This window comes from Pseudodesulfovibrio profundus (assembly GCF_900217235.1).
GTDB classification, from domain to species: Bacteria; Desulfobacterota; Desulfovibrionia; order Desulfovibrionales; family Desulfovibrionaceae; genus Pseudodesulfovibrio; species Pseudodesulfovibrio profundus.
This window is the reverse complement of record NZ_LT907975.1, coordinates 3,241,549-3,261,189: the sequence shown is the minus strand read 5'-3', so window position 1 is coordinate 3,261,189 and position 19,641 is coordinate 3,241,549. Positions and strand designations below refer to the sequence as shown.

The 19,641-nt window shown below is 48.4% G+C and carries 14 protein-coding genes; all 14 read right to left on the bottom strand.

Translation table 11 applies throughout. The features are described from left to right. Positions 1 to 59: 59 nt before the first annotated feature. A complete protein-coding gene (locus tag DPRO_RS15335) occupies positions 60 to 3,458 on the bottom strand; it encodes a glycoside hydrolase family 99-like domain-containing protein (protein WP_157917512.1) in 3,399 nt (1,132 codons plus the stop codon). Positions 3,459 to 3,647: 189 nt separating this feature from the next. Beyond that, the gene (locus DPRO_RS15330; RefSeq protein WP_157917345.1) at positions 3,648 to 4,796 is read right to left on the bottom strand and encodes an IS4 family transposase; all 1,149 of its coding nucleotides are present in this window, start codon (positions 4,794 to 4,796) and stop codon (positions 3,648 to 3,650) included. A gap of 165 nt (positions 4,797 to 4,961) precedes the next feature. Further along, positions 4,962 to 7,133, bottom strand: a complete 2,172-nt coding sequence (locus DPRO_RS20810) for a class I SAM-dependent methyltransferase (protein ID WP_197706475.1) — start codon at positions 7,131 to 7,133, stop codon at positions 4,962 to 4,964. A gap of 78 nt (positions 7,134 to 7,211) precedes the next feature. After that, a complete protein-coding gene (locus tag DPRO_RS15320) occupies positions 7,212 to 7,556 on the bottom strand; it encodes a DVU3141 family protein (RefSeq protein ID WP_097012847.1) in 345 nt (114 codons plus the stop codon). 7 nt (positions 7,557 to 7,563) lie between these two features. Continuing rightward, positions 7,564 to 9,579, bottom strand: a complete 2,016-nt coding sequence (locus DPRO_RS15315; RefSeq protein WP_097012846.1) for a capsular polysaccharide biosynthesis protein — start codon at positions 9,577 to 9,579, stop codon at positions 7,564 to 7,566. A 147-nt stretch (positions 9,580 to 9,726) separates the two neighbouring features. Further along, positions 9,727 to 11,541, bottom strand: coding sequence for a polysaccharide biosynthesis/export family protein (locus tag DPRO_RS15310; RefSeq protein WP_157917511.1), 1,815 nt, complete (start codon positions 11,539 to 11,541; stop codon positions 9,727 to 9,729). Between the two features lie 4 nt (positions 11,542 to 11,545). Further along, a complete protein-coding gene (locus tag DPRO_RS15305) occupies positions 11,546 to 12,619 on the bottom strand; it encodes a hypothetical protein (protein ID WP_097012844.1) in 1,074 nt (357 codons plus the stop codon). A gap of 20 nt (positions 12,620 to 12,639) precedes the next feature. After that, on the bottom strand, positions 12,640 to 13,287 hold the full coding sequence (locus DPRO_RS15300; protein ID WP_097012843.1) for an ABC transporter ATP-binding protein: 648 nt from the start codon (positions 13,285 to 13,287) through the stop codon (positions 12,640 to 12,642). Next, positions 13,284 to 14,084, bottom strand: coding sequence for an ABC transporter permease (locus tag DPRO_RS15295; protein ID WP_097012842.1), 801 nt, complete (start codon positions 14,082 to 14,084; stop codon positions 13,284 to 13,286). The genes DPRO_RS15300 and DPRO_RS15295 overlap by 4 nt, the downstream gene beginning before the upstream one ends. A 4-nt stretch (positions 14,085 to 14,088) precedes the next feature. Further along, the gene (locus DPRO_RS15290) at positions 14,089 to 15,627 is read right to left on the bottom strand and encodes an LTA synthase family protein (RefSeq protein ID WP_097012841.1); all 1,539 of its coding nucleotides are present in this window, start codon (positions 15,625 to 15,627) and stop codon (positions 14,089 to 14,091) included. 3 nt (positions 15,628 to 15,630) lie between these two features. Next, positions 15,631 to 16,431, bottom strand: a complete 801-nt coding sequence (locus DPRO_RS15285) for an SDR family NAD(P)-dependent oxidoreductase (protein WP_097012840.1) — start codon at positions 16,429 to 16,431, stop codon at positions 15,631 to 15,633. Continuing rightward, the gene (locus DPRO_RS15280) at positions 16,428 to 17,012 is read right to left on the bottom strand and encodes a GNAT family N-acetyltransferase (protein WP_097012839.1); all 585 of its coding nucleotides are present in this window, start codon (positions 17,010 to 17,012) and stop codon (positions 16,428 to 16,430) included. Before DPRO_RS15280 ends, DPRO_RS15285 begins: the two co-directional genes overlap by 4 nt. 15 nt (positions 17,013 to 17,027) lie before the next feature. Further along, complete coding sequence (locus DPRO_RS15275) at positions 17,028 to 18,251, bottom strand: capsule biosynthesis protein (protein WP_157917510.1); 1,224 nt, start codon at positions 18,249 to 18,251, stop codon at positions 17,028 to 17,030. A 15-nt stretch (positions 18,252 to 18,266) separates the two neighbouring features. Further along, positions 18,267 to 19,640 (bottom strand): aminotransferase class I/II-fold pyridoxal phosphate-dependent enzyme, encoded by a 1,374-nt coding sequence (locus tag DPRO_RS15270; RefSeq protein ID WP_097012837.1) that lies wholly within the window; start codon positions 19,638 to 19,640, stop codon positions 18,267 to 18,269. Between the last annotated feature and the right edge of the window lies 1 nt (position 19,641).

Genomic DNA, 19,641 nt, shown 5'->3' with positions numbered 1-19,641 from the left:
AGTCTCTACTTACGCACAAATTGATTTTGTGGATTGTCTATCTCCACCAAACGAACGTATTATTTTTTATTTTGCAATGCAAAAAAAGCCTGGGGCAATTGACGCTTGTCGTCTACAAAGTCAAGTATTTCAAACCAGTTTGCCCATTTAGATTCAACATACTTGGGAGAAAGCACAGTTTCTCCATAAACATCTTCAGTCCTCACCGCACCACCCCCAGTCGCAGCATACAAGAATTCACCATCCTGATACTGCTTTTTGCACTTCTCAGTATCAAGAAAGGCCTTTTGGGCCAGAGCTTGTTGCCAAACGCCTGTAGACAAAGCAGGGTCTGCTCTCAACGATGCACAATAGTCGAAAAAGTCATAGGAATGACTCGTGAACAGCAACAAACCACCGGGCTTGAGTAACCGATGAAACTCTTCGACCCACTCCGTTGCAACCCATTCCGACAGGTGGGAGAAAACGGAGTATGCATAGACAACATCAAATGAGTCATCTTCGATTTCAACTGGAGGACTGATTGGCGAAAGCCTGAAGTCGCCCTCTGGAAAGAGGGATTTGCAAACGCATATAAACTCTTCGTCACAGTCGATCCCGGTAATGGATTCTGCGGGGACATCTTTCAGGAAGAAACGATAATTTCTCGCCCAGCCGCAACCAAAATCAAGAATCCGACAGTTGGACACGTCACCTAAATGCTTGGCGATGTATTTCTTCTTCAATGAATAGAAATGAAAGCCCTCAAGAAGAGCATGCGTACCATGCGACCCCATAATTGATTGAGACAACTCATTCGGAGGGAATCCAGGCAATCGAACCCCATCCACATACTGATTTGTGACGGATTGGTTGAGAACATCCAGCCACTTGGCATCGGAAATGCCATTAAACGCCTCATAAACTGCGTTTCTACCTTCTGCGCTTGGCATCTTGGAAATCCTGACAACATCAAGATACTCACCCTCAACACCCTTTTCCTGATCAACTTCGTCCAAAAACTCAATGTCAACATTGAATCCGGAACACCACTGAACAATCATATCTTTCACATCTTGCCCATAGTCCCATACAACAAGAGAGCCTTCTTCGGAGATTGGATTGCCATGGTACTGCTTTTCATGAATATACTCGACAGTTCCGTCATCCTTCATAGCAGCTCGCTGCACTGACTTTTCCATTTTGCTGATGGGCAATGTGAAGAGAATGCTTCCACCGGGAGAAACCACTCTTAACATTTCCTGAAGAGCTTTTTCAGGACCAAACAAGTGCTCCATTATATCTTCATGGACTATGAGATCGAACGATTCGTCATCAAATGTCAAATTATGAGCATCCTGATTCACAAACTCGCCTACGGTGCTTCCAAGCTCACTGTCAGGGAAATAGTGCGTCCCCGTGTACTTCTCCACTTTACTGGAAAAATAGTCATTGCACGGAGCAAACTCGAGAACTTTTATGGATTTCCAGTGCGGAATATAGTCATGCAAAGCTTTAAACAGAGCTCTATCCCTCGGAAGCGAATTGCATTTTAAGCACTTATAATGGTCCCGCAACCATTCATGCGCTGCGTAAAACTCCGCTTTTTCTTCACAGACAGGGCATAATAATTGATGCGACCTTTCCAATGGAGAAACCGAAAAACCATCATCAGAGAGTACACCGTCTTTGGACGACATTGTCGTAAATCCGGAAAGTCTGGAGACATAACAAAAAATTCTTTCGAGCGCATGGGCAAGAGTCAAATCAACCGCATTTCCTTGGGAATCAAGGAGTGCGTTCACCGTTGGAGTAAACGCGCCCAGTGAATATCTCTTGTTAAACAGTTCTTTCAAGGCTGACGGTCTAAACCAGAAATGGCTACCGGCAGGGAATGTGTAACCTTCTTCTTGTATCTCGCTCACACCCAACTCGGCTAACAGGTCCTCTCCTTCACCAAGTCTCAACCCATGCATTTCAATATTGCGTTTAACCGGAGCAAAAAGCGAAGGATAAACAATACCAAGGTTTGACTTGGCAGCAAAACTGCTTATGACCGACTCAGTGTCATAGAACATTTGTTCCAACAGATCTCTTCCCCAAGGCTCTAGCTCAGGGTCATGGAGACTTTTCTTAGAGTGGATTTTGCAAACCAGATCGTATCCCAGAATCTCAGACTGAAATTCGCAGAACATTGGTGCGATATCAAAACCAACATTCTCGACTTCTTTAACTACGAACGATTCAATGCCGCATTCTGCTAGCCGTTGTTTCGCTTCTGAGCCTTCACCCTGCGGCACAGAAAGCAACACATCAAACGGGGCCTCGATCCGCTTGGCTGAAGCAAGAAGGTCTCCCAAAAGATCCAGATAATAACAATGGATCAACACAGCTATTCGTAACTGCCCACTCTTAGCAGATACCAATTCCAACTCGCGAGCTGTCGCATTCAAATAGGCATAACCATGGGTCTCATCCGGCTCCAGGTAAGCGCCCTCCGCCCATTCGTTCCAGGCATTCACAAAACAAAAGGACGCATCGTCAGGTGTATCGGTTGAAGAATACTTCAAAGCTGATCGCAGCCACTGGCCGTATAATTTTGGAGTGCTGCCATAGAATAAATGAGCAGTCTTTCCTCTGCGTGCGGTATTGTCCCAAGACGGAAATACAGTCTTGAACAGTGTATAATCTTCCTCGGCATTTGGATTTTGCTCAAGGATTGTAGAATAGTCGTATATATTTCCTTGGAAGTCCTCGACTAAACCGGGCACTCCATCTTCAACCTTGGAGGCTTTAGCCGCCACGTGAGGCGGGAACTCAACAGCTGCATCAAATCCATATTTAGAGGGATCCAGTTCACCAAAAGTTTGGGCCATAACGATATAAAGCCCCTCATTTCGGGTTTTCTGCCAGTGCTCTCTCCAGCGAGTGACAGTGGCCTTGGCATCTGGCAGCTGAGAAACCTTATAAACAATGAAAACAGGTTTTCCATCTACTCGAATATACCTTGAATCTTCCAGATAACGACTAAGGTCCTCCAAAAAGGCGATGTCATCTTCGGGAGTATGGTTTTGAGCAATTAGAATGTCATTTTCCAAACCGTCCCATCTTCTGGTCCAGTTTTCATTGGCCCAGCACAACATGAAGGGGAGGTCTATCTCTGGATGTGCCAACAATCCATCAACCGGCTTCTCAAGCAAGCGTTTGCCATCAAAGTAGTAATGGTGAAAACAAAATCCGTAAACTCCAAACTCTTTTGCAAGTGTACTCTGCTTTTGCAGTGTGTCGATAGCCCTTAGGTCATAGAACCCTAATGCACCAGGCCGAGCGGGTTGATTGTGACCATCAAAAAGAGGCTTGGCCTTTGTCACGTTAGTCCATTCGGTGAAGCCTTCCCCCCACCACTCGTCATTCTCTGGAATCGGATGAAACTGCGGCAGATAGAAGGCTATTAGCTTCTTAGAAACCTCACCGCCCATATACGGATGTTTCCCTTGATACCCAGTCTCACTACTGAGAGTGCACTTCTTTGCTCCTTGCACCCCATAGCACAGAGGTTGTCTGCCTTCCTGTTGACCAGATTCAATATAATGCACCAAAGGGTTTATGAACGCCCTTCGAACATCATCATTTTCATTAAGATAATACTCAGAATCAGTGTTGTCCGGTTAAGCGACATAGCTCAGTAGCCTGTAATCGTTGTTGATGTTGTCATGGAAGGCGTCGGGTGGTTTGAAGATGTCCTCCATTTCTCGCCGATCGAAGAGGTTGACCTGGAGCAACTGGAACATCTCCTGGAGGCTGAAGGCAACGCTGGACTTGAACTTAAGCCAAGCCAGCATGAGATAGGCGATCATGGCCACGTAGATCTGGCTTAGAACGGCGTTCTCCGAGGTGCCGACAAAGGATTTGAGGCGAAGATTTTGCTTGATGAGCCGGAAGAATGTCTCGATCTGCCAGCGTTCCTTGTAGATGTCGGCGATGGTCTTGGCCGAGAGGTTTAAGTGATTGGTCAGGAATTCGTAGAACTTGCCGGTTTCTGGATCCCTGTAGCCAACCCGCCGAAGGTGCAGTTCCTTGTCTTGGCTGAAGACGACAATCACATGGTCGGAAGTGACGCCAGTGCTTTTCCGAACCGGGTTTCTTTTGAGAACTTTGTACACGGCGTTGGTCTTGAGCCTGGTGACGAAGAACAGCCCCGAGGCGCTGAGGGTCCGAAACCAGGAATAGTTGATGTATGCTTTGTCGAAGACGGCGATGGACCCCTTGGGGAGCCTGAGCATCTTGACCATCTTGGAGTCATGAAGTCGGGCATTGGTGACACGGACAAAGGCAGGCAGGTATCCGTCGTGATCGAGGACTGTATGGATTTTGAGGCCACCCCTTTTAGCCCGATAGGATGCCCATGGAAAGGCGGACAGGCAGAGCTTGATGACCGAGGAATCGAAGCTGTAGAGTTTGGCTTTGAAGCGGAACTTATGCCCAGGAGCCACGGACGAGCAACGCTGGTAGAGCTTGCCGAAAATCGCCTGAAAGAACTCCGCTGGCCGCTTGGAGTTGGCATCGGCAAAGGTCGAGCGTGCCACGCTGCGCAGCCCCAGATGATACATTTGCCTGATGTTGGCACCCAGGCTGCGGATGCCGTCACGCATGCTTTGGCGACCTGCAAGGTGGATGAAGAGCAGGCATGCGAACTGGTTCCACCGGGAAAAACTCCGGAACGCCCTGCCGGTACTGTACTTTTTGGCCAGGGCTTCGAATTCAGTCCGAGGGATCAGGGATAGCACTTGATGAAAGATTGTGTTAGCATGAGCCATGTCCGAAATCTCCTTTTTGTGCAGTGAGTTAGACATCCTCTGCATATCACAAAAAGAGGAGAATTCGGACATTTTTCTTTTTGAAGGGCTGTCAAACATGTCCATCAAATAACCTTCGCCTAGGAAGTGAATGCTCATGCCGAAATCCTGGGATACCAACGGTTCTTAACCGGACAGCAATGACTCAGAATCAAAGTTGGCGTTAGGACGACGGCCTTCATACCAACCATTTTTCACAAAATGATGCAGAGGATCTTGCTTAGAAGAACGAACATCACTGTTGTTCTGCAGATAATATTCACGATCAAACAGGCCACTCTTTTTAATCAAACGAGCATGCTTACGCCATGGGTATGACTTCATTTTACATATCTTTGCACAAGCCTGCTGCCAGATGGCATACATTCCCAAATCAGCCTCTGCCTTAGCCTGCTCTGACTCTGCCTTGGCCTGCTCTGACTCTGCCTTGGCCTGCTCTAACTCTGCCTTGGCCTGCTCTAACTCTGCCTTGGCCTGCTCTGACTCTGCCTTGGCCTGCTCTAACTCTGCCTTGGCCTGCTCTAACTCTGCCTTGGCCTGCTCTGACTCTGCCTTGGCCTGCTCTGACTCTGCCTTGGCCTGCTCTGACTCTGCCTTGGCCTGCTCTGACTCTGCCTTGGCCTGCTCTGACTCTGCCTTTTTTCGCTTTGCTTGGCCTGCCAAAACTCCAATTAGTATTTGTACACCCCTCGTGCTGACGATCTGAACGTCACACAGCACTTTAACACCAGAAACAGTATAGCGAATATCAAAGATAATTTGTGGATCAAACGTGCTAAAATAATATGTATTCCCCTCAACGAAACAGGCGTTGCTTGAGACTGGAATAACTGGCTGACAGATGCCATCAACCCCACGGACTGCCACCTCTTTTAAAGTAACAACACAAGGACAATCGCATGGGTCAAAACGTAGTTGGCCAACACTTAGTGAATCAAACTGATATTCAGCAACTCCTGATATTATTGGAGTAGTAAATACTTCCCGCGAGGTAAACCCATGCCCGGTATCCAAATATAACTGAGCCATAGCTGGGACACTCGGCTGACACAATTCTCCGGAAACACCCAAGAAGTAATCACGCACAACTTGGGCTTCGTCCGATTGATCTGAATGCTCAAACAGCGGTTGCAATTCTTCAACGATATTTCCAGCAGCCAGAACCCCCAAACCGGAACTGTGCGTGAACGAAAAGTGTTTATACTCCGTGCAGAGCTCTTCCCAAAAACGCTTGACGCCAAACCCCTCTTGAGTTTCGCTTATGTCGTGAAAAAGAACAATCCCCTTCGAAGACATTTTGGTCAGCCATGTATAAAAGTCCTTTCTCACTGAATCATACTTATGACACCCGTCTATGTGCAGCAGGTCGATACTGCCATCCTCGAACTGATCCAATGCCGAGTCAAAACTCATCCTGTGAAGGGAGGAGAACTCATTGAACTCAGCATTGGCACTTTGCACATGGTCGAAGACATGCTCCCCGTACAACCCTGCATGTGAATCCCCCCCCCAATGATCCACAGCGTGGCATTCACAAGACAAATTTCCATCTTTAACAGCAGCGCAAAAAGAGAAGTATGAAGTCCCCCAGTGGGTTCCCAACTCGACAAGCACCGAAGGGCTAAGCGCATGAGTTATCCAATGGGCAAAAAGGCAATGTCCAGACCATGCTGAGTAGGTTGGGTCGTCCGCAGCAAGAAAGCTGAGAACCGCCCGACTCATGGTCTGTTCAGCAGCAACAGGAATGAGTCCTTTTTCACGGAGAGAGGAAAGATGATTTTCCTTATCCTTGGGGGAATGCACTTGATATGGCTTTTCAAAAACGCCTACAGTATCACCCCACTCGGCCCCATCTATTTCAGAATCGAGCTCCCAATCGGTAGACACTTCAAGGAGTTCGAGCTTTGCCCACTCACCGAGAGCCTGATAACCGTCTGGATAGAATCTCCAACAATCCAAGGGATACTTATGTTCTGGGCCGCGTGACGGAGCAATGAGAAAGCACAAACCTTCCGGCTTAAGCACTCGAGCCATTTCTTCAAAAGTCAACCAAAAGAACTTGATATGCTCAAACGCCTGCCCAGAAATTATCAAATCAAAACTATCATCAGAGAGTGGGATATCTGTTGGGTCAGCTGAGACCACATCGACATTTTTACCCTCAACGACATCAAACCCAACATACTCCCAACCAAGGTCTTCAAAAAAGTCGCGGTATGACAATTTCTGACCATCAACTACCTGCGCGCCAACATCCAAAACTTTACCGGCAGGGCGGTCTTTAATGTACTTTTCCACGAGCCGACTCATGTGCTTATATGAAGTCAAATGCATCTTATCCTTCTTTTCCAACGGTACAAATGCCACCAGGCGTCATTAAAAACAATTACTTGAAAGAGAGGGCACCTCTCCCCACACTCCAATCTTTTCCAGACAAAAAACCAGCTCAAAGTCACATTCATTCTGCAATATAATGTCAGCCAACCGACAGCGCTTGCCTGAAGCAGCCTGGTACTCTTTTTTGATGGACACTCGAATGTTTCCGTACTTGGTATTCATGATGGCAGTTCTGGCCCCCACGCTTGAGGTACCCACAAAGGACTCCAATGGGGTCATGGAGGGTTGCTCTGGAACCTCTGTAGGAACTACCGCCTCTTTGGAAACTGCGGAACAGCCTGCGAGGACAAAAAGCATCATTACGAACAACAGGTATCGCATCATTTCACCTTCACCTATGTATATATCTGACTGCCTGGTCCACGGCCTTACACACTCGTCTGCGGAAGGCCCCTTGCTTGGGTTCCAACCTTCGAGCAAGCCTGTCTAACACGACTTCGGGCCCACAAAACAGCTCTGTTTGCCAATCATAATAACTTGGGTACATGATCAGCACCCCTGCAACCAGTTTAAAGATATCTAACTGCCTGTTCCTTCGTGAAAAAGCAAGCCTATCTTTAGTTAACCCCCAACCAGCATAAAAGGGCCCACCATAGGTAACAACAGGGACCCCCCGGAGCAGAGCCTCAAAGCCAGAAAGTGATGTCAAAGTGTGCAGTTCATCAATGACAGAGAATAGAGCTGACAATGAAACTGAGGACTCCATATGGTCATATAATCCTGAATCCTGCTCAGAAAAAGCTCCCCCACTGCGGTTGCCGCTTGTCACATCAGGGTGAGGCTTATAAACGATGTAAGCCTCAGGGCGATTTTTGCGCACTGCAGCTAAAAGCTCCCTGTCAGAATGTATGCCTTGACCACCAAGCTGTACTGACTTGTCGTCCTCAACCTGCCCCACGACCAAAACTACACGCTTCCCGTTCGACTCAAAGGGAGCAAGGGGTTTGTCGCCGCCAACGTTATACTTGGTCACCCCGCTGCCCACGATGCGCTCTACCAAAGCCCGAGCCCTAACAAGTATCCTTTCATCAAAGTCTGTCTCTCGAAGGATTGTCTCAAGATCACTCGGCTCAGAGGGATCGTAGTAGGCGCCCTGCGAGTCCATACAAATGGAGTATGGCCAAAAAAAGTCAGAACCAAGTCCTGACGATCTCAAAAACCCGTCCTCTACTCCGACTGCCGGCACAGATCGCTCCTGACAAGACTCTATGGTTCCTGCCGGGGTCTTGGCCGACCAGAAAACGACCTTTCCTCCAACTTTTTCGGCCAAACGAGCTGCACCATCTCCCCCCCTACGGAAAAGAACGTTGCCGCTGGTCGACTTGAAAAAATGCTTTGCAAACCCTTTGCGCCACCAAGAGAACCCTGCACATACAAGGTCACCGTGATTGCGCTCCTCATGCCGCTTTTGATCACCAAGAATATCAATCGCCCGCATCACATCGCAACACTCACCAAAATATGGGTCTATGTAACGGGCGTACCGGACATAGGCTCCTGCAAATATCTCTTCCAGAGTACGGGAGACATCACGCCTTTCAAGGTGCAACCTGTCGTTCGTCACCCCCCATCCCGCATAAAAAGGCATCCCAAAACAGTACACGTTGCAGCCCATGACCAACGCTTCAAAGCCAAGCTGAGACGTAACGGCGTAAACGTGGTCCATCTTTTCAACCAAGGACAGCGGATTCACGTCAAAGTCGACTACCTCAGTTCCGGCAAGATCCATTTCCGTCAGGTAGCCACGTTTCTTTCCTGAACTGACGTCAGGATGAATCTTGACATACAACTCAGCATCTGGATGAGACTCGCGTGCGACTCGCATCATTTCGACAAAGGACGATTCGTCAGCCAATCCCAGTTCAACGGAGGCGTCAAACCGCGTCTGGTCAACAAGGAGCACCTTTTCTTTTCCGTTGTCCGGGATACACCCTTCGGGCAGCTCTGGTGCATGATTATACTTGCTCAAGCGGGTGTGACGGATTGCCGCCATGGCCTCTTTGGCCAAAGCAACTTCATTGCTTGCTAGCCCCTCGATTAGGATGTTTTCGAGGCGGGAGGGCTGAGTCGCATCATAATATATTCCTACATCATCTACGACGACCGATAAAGGTGGACACCCATGCACCCCCAAACCCACGGATCGCAGAAAGCCGTCCTCCACAGCCAAATAGGGAAGATTCCACTCAGCAGCCTTCTGGCGTGCTTTCCGGGCAGTTTGTTTATGCCCCCACCCCACAATAGCATTGAGAGCTTTACCACCGTTGGGGGAGAAATCTATCTGGTCATCCAAAAAGACATCAAGAAAGGGGATGTCACGCATACCGCGCGAAAAACAGCCGATCATCGCTCAAGCCTTAATACAAATGCCATGCAGCAGTCTCCATACTCTGATTGACGCATAACTCCAAAACGCAGATCTATTTGCACCAGCGAAAGTAAGCATTGGGCGCTGTCCAATGTGAATTACTCTCTGACGGCACAAGAAACTCAGCTAGAATATTGGTTGAAGGATGGCTCTGGTGCCAACGGCAAGCTGAAAGAAAATCTGTGTCAGATCTTTTGCCAACTGAATGCTCTTGGTTTCATAGACAGGAAGCACCATGATGGTGTCCCCTGGCTGCAGTTCTTGCCCTTCAGCACTCAGAGTATGTCCGTTTGCTTTGGCAACGAGTACATTTCCCTTGTCGGCGTTCTGACTAAATCCACCCGCGTGGGCGATGTAATCATCTAGTTCAAAATCAGCATTAAAAACTACTGCTGCAGGAACAACAACCTGGCCTGTCACCAAGACAGTATCTTTCAACGTCGGCACAACGACCACATCATTGGCCTGCAGATAGATATTCGCAATTTCACCATCATGAACGACAGGCACAATCCCCTGCATTTCGACATTTTTTGCCCGCTCAACAAAGCGACCAATCAATTCGGCTTCCTTCACGCGAATACCAGCCTCTTCCACACTATCTGAAGATGACGTCAACGCATTTTGTTCCAGGCGGAAGAGAGAATCCGCTAAGGCCTGGGCTTGCCGTTGAGCCACAGTCACTCTTTTTAGGTGGATTGCATCCAATGCAGCAGTATTTGCGTCCACTTCCAGGTGGTTAAGCAAGTCATGCAACCGAGTTCCCTTTTTCACCAAGTAATGCGACTGCCCCTCAAGCTCACCTTCAGCATATATGGACAGCGTGTCACTGGGTGCGTCAGAAACGAATTCAATGACATCACTATCCCGCACAGCTAATTCCTCAAACTCACTGAGTTCGAGGTAGGCATTCATTGGAGAACCATTTCTATAACCGCGCACGCTGACGTGTGAGACCTCGGGCATAGGCAGTGCGTACTTCATGAGCTCCGAGCCACGAACAACTTGACTTGTGAACTCAAACCATGCCTGCGTCCGTACCTGGCCTATTGCAGCCACACTTATCCCGCGTTCCTTGACCACGATGACATCGCCACGCTGCAAGGAAGAAACACCAAGGCTGCCTTGCATGATAAACTCGTAAAGATCGAGCTTTTCAACAACCCGGCCTTTACGAACAATATCAATATCACGAAATGAACCACGGAAAGGATCAATGCCCCCAGCAAGATCAAGGTAGTACAAAATTGAATCTGTTGTCCCACCCGCATACCGTCCTGGAGAAACAATATTACCAGAAACGAACACCGACATGGGATGAACGGTCATCAAGCTAATATACGCATCATAATACTGGTTTGCGTAGACTCCATTAATAGCGCCACGGACAACGCCTTCCAGGCTCCCGCTGGAAATGCCCATGACCTTCACCGGGCCGACGCTCGGAATAAATATATTGCCCAACCTGTCCACGACCAGTTCTTGCTCGTAGTTAAAAGCACCCCACACCCGAACACTAATCCTGTCACCATACTGGATAACATATGCTGGATTACGCTCATCGTAGTAAGTGCCTGCAAAGTTCCCATTAAACATGTTGGCCCCAAAAACGGGCAACTGATCGAGTGGGCCTGCTTCTTTCATCGATTCAGGACGGAAAGTGTTTACATTGATAGATTGCCCTAAGCTACGATGCTGGGAAGGATCATAAGAATGCGAAGGAGGAATCGTGACGCCCCTGAATGTTTCCGACTGCTGTGCTGGAGATGCACTTTCATCTGGGGCCTCTTCCCCGGCAGTTCTCGAATTCACTTGCTGAGGCGTAATCTGCACTTCTTGTGAATTGGGCAGATAGAGCTGCCGGGTCGCATCAAAAGCCACCGCATTGGTCACCATGACTAATATTGCAAAAATTATGACTATAAAACGATTATAATTCATATACCTACACACCAATATGCTCTTTTACAGCAGCAAAAATAAACAACAGCAACGAGTACATTCCCACCACCACTATGATTGAAAGAAGTGCATTTTTGAACCTTTCTGGATACACGGGCCAATCCGGCACTGCTGGCCGCTGAAATGCCTCCAAATAAACCGTCTGACTCTCGCTTTGTACCCGAGATGTCTCCAAAGAGCTTAGAGCTGAAATATAGTAATTTTGAGCAAACTCATTTTCAAGACTGAGCGTCTCATATTCTTCCAAGAAATTCAATATCTCCGGGCCGGCTTGCCCAGTCATCTTCAATTTCTCTTCATGCAATTGATCCTGAAATTCCAAGATGTTTTTCTCCAGAATCCGAACAGGCAGGCTATTTTCTGTCATTATCTGCTTTTTGGTATCATACTCAACCTGTAAGGCAGATATCTTAGCTTCGAGGCCTGCGACTATTCCGACCCGAGCAGCAGCAGTTGCCTTGGGGTCCAGCTCGGAGGTGACTACCCGAAAAGCATTAAGAGCCTGACGCGCTTTGGCATAACGAATTTCAGCATTCTCCAGCTCTTTTTGAGCCTGCAGCAAAGTATCTCGCTGCAACCGATCATTCATCCTGTTCAGAAACGCTTCGCTGACATCCAATACCGCTTCAGCCACTCTCTGCGCCATTTCTGGCGTATAAGCACGCGCCTCCACAGTCACGATGCTCGCCTGGCTGTCATAACTGACTCGGACTATGGAAAGCCAGTATTCCAAAAAATCTTCCATTGGTGCATCCGTCATCAAGCGAGACACGATATCCCTGCTCATATCGGAATAATGCTCACGAATGTTCAGGTTGCCATCGACCTGCTTCAACATCGCTTCGGATTCAATGAACTCAACCAACAAGTATGCGTTTTCTTTTCCTCCAGACCCCACCCCTGTAACCAGAGAAAGCAAACTGCTGCTTGAGCCTAAGTCACTGCTGCGAACTGAAAATTTCGCCGTAGATGCGTACATATCAGTGGCGACAACCAAATAATAGCATACTGGCAGGCATAACAGTATCAAAAGGGCAATTAATTGTATTTTCTTCATAGTGGTTCCACCTTACGAGACTACAGCGCGCTGTAATACTTGATCCCTTCTCCCACGGAATCAAACTCAATCAACTTGCCCTGATCCAAGACAATAACCTTGTCGCACATTCTCTTAATGGTTTGAGCATTATGCGATACAACGACGAGGGTTGAGTGTTCTTTGCGTTTATTAAACTCTGCCGTACTCTTTTTTTTAAAAGACGCATCGCCCACTGCCGTGACTTCATCAATCAGATAATAATTAAAGTCGATCGCCATACTCAACCCAAAGGCCAATTTCGCCCGCATGCCGGATGAATAAGAGGCAATCGGCATATATAAATATTCCCCAAGCTCACTGAAGGACAAAATAAAATCGATCACATCCTCAAAGACTGCCCCGTAAATGCGACACACAAAGCGGACATTATCGTACCCGCTCATGCTTCCCTGGAAGCCTCCGCTAAAGCCTATCGGCCATGAAATGGTTCCCTCTTTCCTAACAACACCCCGTGTCGGCTTTTCAACCCCACTAAGCAGTCGCAGCAACGTCGACTTACCAGCACCGTTCCTCCCTAGAAAACCGACATTTGTCCCCATTGGTAAAGAAAACGAAACGTCATCAATAACGACGTTGTCTTGCCCCTTGGTTTTATACTTCTTGGTGAGCCGGATTGCTTCAATCATACAAGATCCACTTTCTTTCGCGTTCCAGTTTCGACCAAAAAACCAGCTAGGAGGCACATCAAGGCAACCATGCTTACCATTCGGAGATCCACAAAACTGACAGTGTAGGAATAAGAAAACGATTCCCTAGAGTACTCTATCAAATGAAAGATGGGATTCATTTCTGCAAGAAACTGGTAGTCTGCTGGAATTGCAGAGTAGGGGAAAATAACACCAGAGATAAATAATGCAATCCGCAGAATCATAGAAACCAAAATGCCCACACTGGGTAAGTAACGCTGGAGCCCGCAGCACATCATTCCTAAACCTGATCCAATTGCCATGAGCAGCATCCAAGCGACAATAAATGGGTACAAATTGGATACTCTAATATCAATGTTTGCAAAATCTGCAGCGGTCAACATCAAGACAAGCACAACAAGATTCGTTGCCCCGCAAAGAAGGACCCTAGAAAGAAACAAATCAAAATGACGCACTTTTGAATAGTATAATAAAGCGGTGTTTGCGTTGACGGCAGCCATAAGCTTATTAAGTGAATCGCTAAACAGATTCCAGGCAGTAAAACCGGTAATCAAAAAAACAGGAATCGGAATACCTTCCGTTTTCGCCCCCATGACCTCACGAATCCCCCAAAAAACGACAATGCCAAAGGCTGTCTGCACAATGACCCAAAGATAGCCGAACGAGCTACGCCCGTACATCGTCTTTGTTTCACGAAGCATGAGTGCGTAAATCACCCGAATCTGCAATTGCAAGGCTTCCCAAAAATTATTGGCTATCCTTATGTCATTAAACATTTTTTTACATTCGCCCTTTCGACAGAAGTAATTCTCCCATCTCTTCACACTTTATCTTTTGTCGAGATCCCTCTGCAAGACCTGAGCCCCAAACTATATAGTCAGTATCAACCCTGCCGCATTTGCCGTTCGGGATAGAGCCGATATGATCACCGTAAAAACCAATGCGGCACACGGTCAGCTTACTCAGATGCCGACCCATCATTTCCAACATTTCATCTGCGCTGGACAAGTGTCTCAAGTACATCGACAACGGCCCTTCACCCTCTTCGGCCAGCCTGCCTTTTCCGGGCACTTCGCAAATCCCATCAAACCGTCCATCCTCCCATGGTCCATGCGCCTCCACCGTAATGGCGAAGATGAACAATGGTTCAATGGCGTTATCCAAAAGCGAGATCACGTGTTCTGCCACGGCTTCGTCACTGACATAAGGGCCGTATCGCTTTGCTCTTTCGAGTACTCCCTCTCCGTGCAGTTCGTCAAACCCCAAATTGGGCATTACTTTATCACGCCTAAAAAACTTCAAGTCATACGGATGCACGCAAATACAACGATATCCTTGACTCTTATAGTGGTGAGCCAAGCTCCACACAGGACGTTGTGCTGCCATGAGATAGGGATTCATGCAGTCGGTCCCAAGTTTGTTGTTGGGAATGCCGGTAAGCACGGAAAACTCGGTGCGCATGGTATACGCCCCGTGGGCAGCGACTTCCATTTGGCCGGAAAGTCCTTGTTTGCTCAACCGATCGTAATTGGCGAAGATGGACTTGTCGATAGTGTCATCAATACGGCGGATATCGAAAAAAGACTCAGCCTGAACCAACACCACGTGCGGCTTGGGTTCAGAGATAGGAGCCAGCGCGTCTTCACTCCATACACAGTGCGGAGAAGGCCCGTCAGAGAGCATGGGGCCACTCTTGCCATCCTTCCCTTCCCGATGAATGTGAGCCAAAGAGTGGACCAGTAAAGAACCGGTCAAACCCAAATTCTCAAAATCGGTGTTGGGATCAAATGTCGGCTTTCTCCTGGCAAGCATTCTGTGGACGAGTTCTTTTCCACCGCCAGAATAACAGCACAGAGCAAAGACGACCGGGAGCAACACGAAGGCAAACATGATTCGTGGCAACCACTGAAATTCTGGAGTAAGTGGAGGTTGCAGCCAGTACAGAAGAGCCATTACTGCAATCAGGAAAGCTACAGTTCCAACCACGGGCAGAGGGAATATGTAAGGGAAGTAAAAGCGTGGATGCCGAATCATTTGGGCAAAAAGTCCAAAATCGACAAATACGAGCGGCTCTTTGAACTGGGAAAGCTTGAGTCGATTAACGGCAAACAACAGCAGCGCCCCACCGAGAACAAGCACACCGGAAAACAATGGGCGCCCCGTTGAAACGACCATAACCGAGTACAAAACGGAAACAAGCATGAGAGGGGTGCCGTCCACTATAAGGTCGAAGCGAGCTCGGCACTGCTTGACGTCCAGACGATTAAGCCAAAGCGATACGCCCACAACGACTATATATGGGAAAAGGACAGCCAGCATGAGTTATTTGTTCCCCAAGGACGAGTCGTTGTCAGGGAGTACGCTGCAACCAAAGAATTTATTGAGTACCCAGTTTGCCACAGGTTCAATCAACAACCCCAGACTCCAAATACCCACTGCGAGTATGAAGGGGAAAATAACTTCAGCACGATCGCGCTCAATACCTTTACGAATCTTCCTGGCAGCCTCGCCAGCGCTGCAGCTAAAGGGTTTGGCCCCCACATAGCGCTCACTCATGGGCGACTCCACAAACCCCATTGTGACGACGTTGACCTTGACTCCGTACTTAACCAGCCAGCCACGGAGACCTTTGCCGTATGTGCGGACTGCAGCCTTGCTGGCACTATAGGCCGGAGTACTTGGAAAGCCGCGCAAGCCGCTCAATGAGCTTATAAGAACAATCTGTCCATGACCACGCTCACGCATCCGGTCCGCCAAAGGGTGAACCGTCGCCACAGATCCGATCGTATTCACTTCGAAAAGCCGCATGGTATCATCAAAGAGTTCACCAGAGCCATCAGATTGAATAGCCGAGGAAACTCCTGCATTAGCAAACACAAGATCAACGGGTTGGTCATCGTCCGCTGCAATCACCCACTGCCGAACAGCTTCGCTGTCCCGGATGTCGAGCACGGTAGCCCGCACTTCGGCACCAGCCTCTATGCACAGGGCAGACAAAAGCTCAAGTTGTTCTTGTGATCGACCCGTCAAGCTCAAAACCACTCCAGGCTTGGCATATTCCAAAGCAAGTGCGCGGCCAACGCCGCCCGTGGCACCGGTTATAAGAATATGCCGCGGGCTCATGCCAACTCCTTGCACATTTGAAGCTTTTCCGTCTTATGGTGGAGCAGTTTATGATCCGGAAAAGAAAAAGAGCGCGTCTGAGAAAAACCATGGCGCCTATAGAATTTGACTGCCCGCTCATTGGCTTTCCAGACATGCAGACTGAGGCGACTCAACTTCTCTATCTCTGCCCAATCAGCAGCAATATCCATAAGAACATCGGCCAGCCCTGTGCCGCGATATTTTTCAGCCACCCAAAAGGTATTGATAAAAAGAGAGTTATCTTCAGCTGAATTCAAAAGTTCTTCGACAACGGCATACCTCTCTTTGGAAAGATATCTCTTCGTCATACCCGAAGCCTTGTGGGCATCCCAGGGGTACGCATAAAGTAGCCCCAGGATTTCGCCTTCATCTTCACACACAAGCATGTGCCGATAGCTGTAAAGAGAATCTTCGCTTATAACCTGCGACTGAAGGATTTGATGCGGTTTGGTAAAAGGAATTATGCCCGTGAGTATGTAGTCAACCAACCCTCCGGACGTATCCTGAATGATGGTGCTCAATACTGAAGCGTTTTCCCGCTCTGCCGGTCTAAAATCCAATCTCGCCTCCACACTTTAGCCTTTCAGGTTTGCACCAAGTCGGGACATGACGCCTTCGATTGCAACCGAAATCCCTTCATCTGTATAAAAATTGCCTCTCACCAAAGCTCCATGGGATAAAACCTTGAGGAAGGTATTAACAAGTCCTTCGTCAGCATGAATCGGACTCTTCCAAAAATCATCTAGCAGACAATCCTGAGTTGTTACGGCAAGTCCCGGCATAGCATACACAGCCTGGCCCAAACAATACACCGGACGACCAGCTATCATGGCCTCCAACCCCATTGTACTGTTGACGACGACAACCCCTTCACACGAATCCATGAGCAGCTTCCCGTCCCCACCATCTAGATAAACCACCCTGTCCTCCAACCCCAACAGCCCGATCCAGCTTTCAATATGCTTTTCATATGGGATCATGCCATTATCCAGCGGATGGTTTTTTATAACCAATTTGGCCTCTGAAGGAGCACCTGCTGCAAACGATGCCATGACGTTTCGGATGGCATCCGGTACGTCTGTGAAAGATGAGTTCAAACGCATCTGGAAATCTGAATCCAGTTGCAACGGATAAAGGAAAAAAGGCGTTCCGTCAGACAGCAAAGCCTCTTGTTTGGCTACGGCTTTGGTTGCTCGTTCAACACGACGATAGTATCTGGGAATCCACCCCATCAACTCCCGCCCGATGATGTAGGGCCGATGCGTCCGATAAAAAGGGAACACACACCACAGAACCGTATTGCCAACATGATGCAGCACCGTGTCAAGCACCCGCCTTTTCAGGGAATTGCCGACCACTGGCAAACGCGGAAGAGGAGGCAGCTTTTCACCCAATTCCCGGATGCCTTCAGCTGTTCGCGGAATCCTCGAAGCCGCATTAACTCCGTTCTCTTCAAAAGTAATACAGTCTGGCTGCAAATACCCCTCTTCGAAGACATAAACTCGGACGCCAGCTCCCCGGGCCACCGATATGGCTTCTGCATGAAACTGCCTGCGATCACCGAAAAGCAGCAAATCAGTCACACCCAGCTCGTCGATAAGAGATCGTACATGGGCAGCCCACTTGCTTTTGGGCTTATTGAAAATCCGAGTATGAGACCATGGCCAGGAGAAAACATCCCCACCGCAAAAATTGACCTTCGCAACCCTATGCCCTGCAGCTACCAAAGCTTCACCCAACCATTTGAAAAAACGACTCTGAGGGCCTTGAAGCAAAAGAAAAGAACGTTGCGTATCCATTTTCATTCCACAGTGTTAAGCAGTCTCACCTGAAAATGTTGTGGCAAGGTTGCGCACCTTGGGCAATTCTTCCGCTACCACTTCCAACGCCTCCGTAATCTGCTCCTTGGAATGGGAATAAGACAGGAAGAAACGAAGGCGGGCAGCACTGTCTTCAACTGCAGGGTAAATAATCGGCAACACGTTGATTTTTCGCCGAAACATCGCCGTAGACAAAAGTCCTGCCACCAGAGAATTACCAACGACTATCGGCATGACGGCAAAGCCTTCACCAAGACCGGTATCAAGCCCAAGTCTCTCGGCTTCAGCCTTGAAAAACGCCCCTAACTCCTGAATCCTGGCAGGCCTTTCCGGCTCTTCCACCAACACTTGCAAAGCCTCTGCAGCAGTTGCCGCTAACGCAGGAGACATGCCCACGCTATAAACAAAGCCCGGCGCTGAATACTTCAGATAATCAATCAACGCTTTTTGGCCGGCAATATATCCACCGCACCCACACAAGCTTTTACTCAGGGTCCCCATCCAAATGTCGACATCGTTGAAATCAATACCAAAATGTTCGGCGACACCACGACCACTCTTTCCGAGAACGCCCAATGAGTGAGCTTCATCAATCATGAGGAAACATTTGAATCGCTTCTTGAGTTCGACAAGGCGTGGCAGGTCAGGCAAATCGCCATCCATACTGAACACCCCTTCCGAAACTATGATCACCCGTTTGTGGGCAGCGCGATGCTTCTTCAATTCTTTCTCAAGGGCATCGTAGTCATTATGCGGGAAAGAGCGCCTGGTTGCACCGGATATCTTGGCGCCATGTATGATCGAATTGTGACTGAGGGCGTCGTAAACGACCATGTCATTTCGATTGAGCAGCTGAGCAAGAGTCCAGATGTTAGTGGCATGACCACTGACAAAGGCAAGGGCATCTTCCACCTGATAGAACTCGGCCAACCCCTTTTCCAGTCTCCTGTGGGGCGGACGTTCCCCGGAAACCAATCGGCTTGCTGAAGCGGACGTTCCATATTTGTTCACGGCATCGCATGCAACCTTGTTCAGCCGCTCACATCCATTGAGCCCAAGATAGTCATACGTCGAAAAATTGAGATACTCCTCTCCATCAATCTTCGTAAAATCTTTGGCAAGGCCATCGTGGCATTGGAAGTATGGTTCCATTATGCCTGCCTGGTTGGCGATCGTCTGGTGAATCATCAATTCCTTGTAACCAGGCAACTGACGAAAATCACACAACGAATCCGGAATATCCAACGCCTCGGATTTAATAGTCCGGGCAGGAGAAGTACTATCGCCGCCCTTCCTCTGCGCCATCTGGGCAATGAGGCTATTCTTGGCTTTACTGGAAAGCCGCGAAAACTGTTTCTTATCAGTCATA

Excerpts from the sequence above, each read along its gene's own strand:
- DPRO_RS15335 (WP_157917512.1), bottom strand. The coding sequence starts at position 3,458 with ATGGGCGGTGAGGTTTCTAAGAAGCTAATAGCCTTCTATCTGCCGCAG.
- DPRO_RS15330 (WP_157917345.1), bottom strand. The coding sequence starts at position 4,796 with ATGGCTCATGCTAACACAATCTTTCATCAAGTGCTATCCCTGATCCCT.
- DPRO_RS15320 (WP_097012847.1), bottom strand. The coding sequence starts at position 7,556 with ATGATGCGATACCTGTTGTTCGTAATGATGCTTTTTGTCCTCGCAGGC.
- DPRO_RS15315 (WP_097012846.1), bottom strand. The coding sequence starts at position 9,579 with ATGATCGGCTGTTTTTCGCGCGGTATGCGTGACATCCCCTTTCTTGAT.
- DPRO_RS15310 (WP_157917511.1), bottom strand. The coding sequence starts at position 11,541 with ATGAATTATAATCGTTTTATAGTCATAATTTTTGCAATATTAGTCATG.
- DPRO_RS15305 (WP_097012844.1), bottom strand. The coding sequence starts at position 12,619 with ATGAAGAAAATACAATTAATTGCCCTTTTGATACTGTTATGCCTGCCA.
- DPRO_RS15300 (WP_097012843.1), bottom strand. The coding sequence starts at position 13,287 with ATGATTGAAGCAATCCGGCTCACCAAGAAGTATAAAACCAAGGGGCAA.
- DPRO_RS15295 (WP_097012842.1), bottom strand. The coding sequence starts at position 14,084 with ATGTTTAATGACATAAGGATAGCCAATAATTTTTGGGAAGCCTTGCAA.
- DPRO_RS15290 (WP_097012841.1), bottom strand. The coding sequence starts at position 15,627 with ATGCTGGCTGTCCTTTTCCCATATATAGTCGTTGTGGGCGTATCGCTT.
- DPRO_RS15285 (WP_097012840.1), bottom strand. The coding sequence starts at position 16,431 with ATGAGCCCGCGGCATATTCTTATAACCGGTGCCACGGGCGGCGTTGGC.
- DPRO_RS15275 (WP_157917510.1), bottom strand. The coding sequence starts at position 18,251 with ATGGATACGCAACGTTCTTTTCTTTTGCTTCAAGGCCCTCAGAGTCGT.
- DPRO_RS15270 (WP_097012837.1), bottom strand. The coding sequence starts at position 19,640 with ATGACTGATAAGAAACAGTTTTCGCGGCTTTCCAGTAAAGCCAAGAAT.